Annotated in this window: 2 protein-coding genes; both read right to left on the minus strand. The window is 69.5% G+C overall.

What is annotated here, in order from left to right:
- Positions 1-2,318 (minus strand): glycoside hydrolase family 48 protein (locus IE318_RS44135; protein WP_189908457.1); only part of this gene is annotated, 2,318 nt, incomplete at its 3' end.
- Between the two features lie 210 nt (positions 2,319-2,528).
- Positions 2,529-3,395: cellulose binding domain-containing protein (locus IE318_RS44140; protein WP_189908458.1), on the minus strand; the 867-nt coding region annotated here is incomplete at its 5' end.

The following is a 3,395-nucleotide window of genomic DNA, read 5'->3' on the forward strand; positions in this document are numbered from 1 at the left end:
CTCGCGGTGGTGGTCGTCACCGCGGCCGAGGCCGCCGAGACGTTCCCGGCCGCGTCCTTGGCCTTGACCGTGTACGTGTACTTCGTCGACGCCGTGAGCCCGGAGTCGGTGAAGGACGCGGTGGCCGAGCTGCCCGCCAGGGTTGCGCCCCGGTAGATGTCGTAGCCGGCCACTCCCACGTTGTCGGTCGACGCCGTCCACGTCAGGGACACACTCGTGGCCGTGGTTCCCGACACCGTCAGGTTCGTCGGGACGGTCGGCGGTGTGGTGTCGGGGGGAGGCGTGCTCCCGCCGACGATGAGTTCGGCGTAGACGGCGTAGGCCATGGCGATGTCGGCCTGGGCCCAGAAACGGTGGTAGGTGAAGGTGGGCGCGGCCCCGCCGTTCAGGTAGGCCTGGACCTTCGGCCAGTCCGGGTCGTCCTTGTACCACGAACGGATCGAGAGGAACGTGGACTTGGAGTCGATGGGGTCGCCGTTGGGCATCTTGCCCGACCATCCGGACGGCACATACACCGGGTCGCCGAACCGGCTGTAGTCCTTGCGGGTCTCCGGCGTCGAGATGCCCTTGTCGTCGGCGAAGTTCGCCATCACGTCCAGGAGCTTCTTGGCGAGGTCGGCGGAGGCGGTGTCGCCGGACTTCGCCGCGTAGTACGTCAGCGTCTTGACGAGAGCGGCGGCCACCCCGACGTCGTTGCTGTAGTCCACGACCGTCACGTGCAGGTCGGTGTTGCCGCCCGCCGAACCGCTCAGCCAGGTGACCGGCTGCCCGGTCCAGTTCAGGTTGGAGGGGATCTTGAAGTCGGTGGCGGTGACCGTGGTCTGGGACACGGCCCACTTCACCCACTTGTCCAGGATGCCCTTGGCGGTGGCGTTCCCGGACACGTAGTAGTACTCCGCGAACCGCTCCATCGACCAGCACTGGAAGCCGAACCAGTTGTTGCTGGGCGGGTCGTGGAAGACCGGCTGCCAGTCGTAGGCCATGCCGTAGAACGTGGTGTCACCGGCCGGCGGAGTGCCGTACTGTCCCTCCCAGCTGTTGGTGGCGCCGCCCGCGATGGCGCCCTCCGCGGACTGCAGCCACTGGAAGAACTCCAGCTGTCGCTGCAGGCTCTTCGACCAGTCGCTCTGGGCGGTCGGCGACTTCGGGGTCAGGCTGGGCACGCTGGACAGCGCCCAGGCGGCGAGCGGGTTCTGGTAGCCCTGCTGCGCGGCGCTGTCACCGATCCGCCAGGCCCAGCCGCCGCCCGGTTCCGCACCGCCCCAGGCGTAGTACCACGACAGCAGGTAGTGCGCGGAGTCCCGCCCGGTGGCGGCCGAGCAGGAGTGCGGGTCGGTGCAGTTGCCGACCTTCTTGAAGTACTTGTCGAACAGCGAGTACCGCAGGAAGTCGCCCATCTTGGCGGCCTTGGCCACCGACGCGGAGACCGCCGACGCGTTGCCCTGGGCCGAGGCCCACCGGAACGCCCAGTACGCGGCCTGCACCGCCCGGGCGTCGGCGTCCGGGGCGTTGGTGTACTTCCACTGCTTGGCGTAGCTGCTGTCCTTGACGAACAGGTCGAGGTAGCCGTTCGTTCCGCCGTACTTGAACAGGTCGGTGGTCGGCTGCGGAACGGTCTCCCACACCGATTCCTGTGCGCCGCGCTGGTAGCTGTTGATGTAGGACGGGCCGGTGGCCGTGGGGCCGTTCTCCCCACCGGTGCCCGGGGTGTTGCCGTAGCCGTAGACGTTGTCCACGTCCAGCAGCCAGTGCATCCCGTAGATGTCCGGCGTGCCGTACGCCGAGTTCAGCTCGCTCGCGAGCGGGTCCTGGCCGACCGCCACCGTGCCGTCCAGCGCGGAAGGGTACTTGTCGACCTCGGGCCACTCCGGGGCGTAGGTGGCCGGGGCGCTCGGGTTGTAGGAGCCGTTGCTCGGCTGGTCGTTGTGGGTGGGGATGATGTACTTCTCGGCCGTGGCCCACGCGTTGTTGAACGGCGTCCAGTCGGCGGTCACCCGGCCGTAGGTGGCCTCCAGCCAGAACCAGAAGCTGAACGCCTCCGACGTGGTCTGGTGGCCGTGGTCCGGAGCCTCGACGATCAGTGTCTCCACGCAGTGGAACGGGATGCCCTCGGCGCTGAAGTAGCCGTTCGCCGGGTCCTTGATCTTCTTGTACTGGGTCAGGAACGCCGTGGTGTACGGGTCGTCGGCGGTGGCCGCGGACGCCTTGGCCGTCGTGGCCGGGGTGGCCGCTCGGGCGAGCGTGGGCGTGACGGCCGCCCCGAGAACGGCGCCGCCGATCGCGGCCGCGAACCGCCTGCGCGACATTGGGGTGGACATGACATCTCCTGAGAGGGAAGGGGGCCTTCGGACGTGTCGTCCGGTGGGGAGGCGAGGAGGTCCGGAGACGGCGCCACCTTGGTGATGGCGCCGTGCTCCGGGGCCCGGCCGCTGCCCGGAGCGGGGCGAGACGGGAGGGGGCGGCCGGGCTGCTTCGTGGGATGCCCCGGGTGCGGCTGGCGAGGTGCCGCTCCCGCACCCGGGGGCCTGTCAGGGTTCGGTGCCGACGGTGAGCGTGCCGTTCACGTACGCGGTCACCTTGGTGGTGTCGGCGTAGGCGGTGTTGGTGGCGCGGCTGTAGTCGTCGCTCTCGTTGAAGTTGGACCAGTCGCTCTTGTTGAAGCGGGCCTGGATGTCGCCGGTGGACTTGCCGGCGGCGAGGGTGCCGGCGCCGGTGGTGAAACTGACCTCCAGGTAGTGGTCGGCGCCCGCCTTCGGGGTGGACATCGCCACGACCTTGAGCTTGACGTTGGAGGAGCCCAGGGCGGCGTAGTCGACGGAGGTGTTGTAGGTGCTCGAGCCGCTCTCGCCGGTGAAGTAGTAGCGCAGGGTCACCGTCGACAGGTCCAGCGGGGCGGTGCCGGTGTTGACCAGCTGCAGGCCCGGCTTGATCTGGTTGTCACCCGGGGCGGTGTCGTTGTTCTTGTACTGCACCTTGAACGCCCCCGTCCCGGGACCGGGGCCGGTGCCCCCGCCCGCCTGGGTGGTGGCGGTCACCGCGGCGGAGGCCGCCGACACGTTCCCTGCGGCGTCCTTGGCCTTGACCGAGTAGGTGTAGGCGGTGGAGGCGGTCAGGCCGGTGTCGGTGAAGGAGGTCGAGGTGGTGCTGCCGACCTTCGTGCCCGCCCGGTAGACGTCGTAGCCGGTGACGCCGACGTTGTCCGTGGCGGCCGTCCACTTCAGCGACACCGAGGTGTCCGTGGTGCCGGAGACCGTCAGACCGGTGGGCGCACTCGGAGCCGTGGTGTCCGGGGTGCCGGGGTCACCCCCGCCCGAGACGGGCGGGTAGGCGTTCTGGAGCAGCTGCTGGAACTCGGCGGAGAACCAGTGCCCGGCCAGCGGCGCGTTCGGCAGCGC

The sequence above is a fragment of the Streptomyces spiralis genome, from assembly GCF_014654675.1.
Classification (GTDB): Bacteria; Actinomycetota; Actinomycetes; order Streptomycetales; family Streptomycetaceae; genus Streptomyces; species Streptomyces spiralis.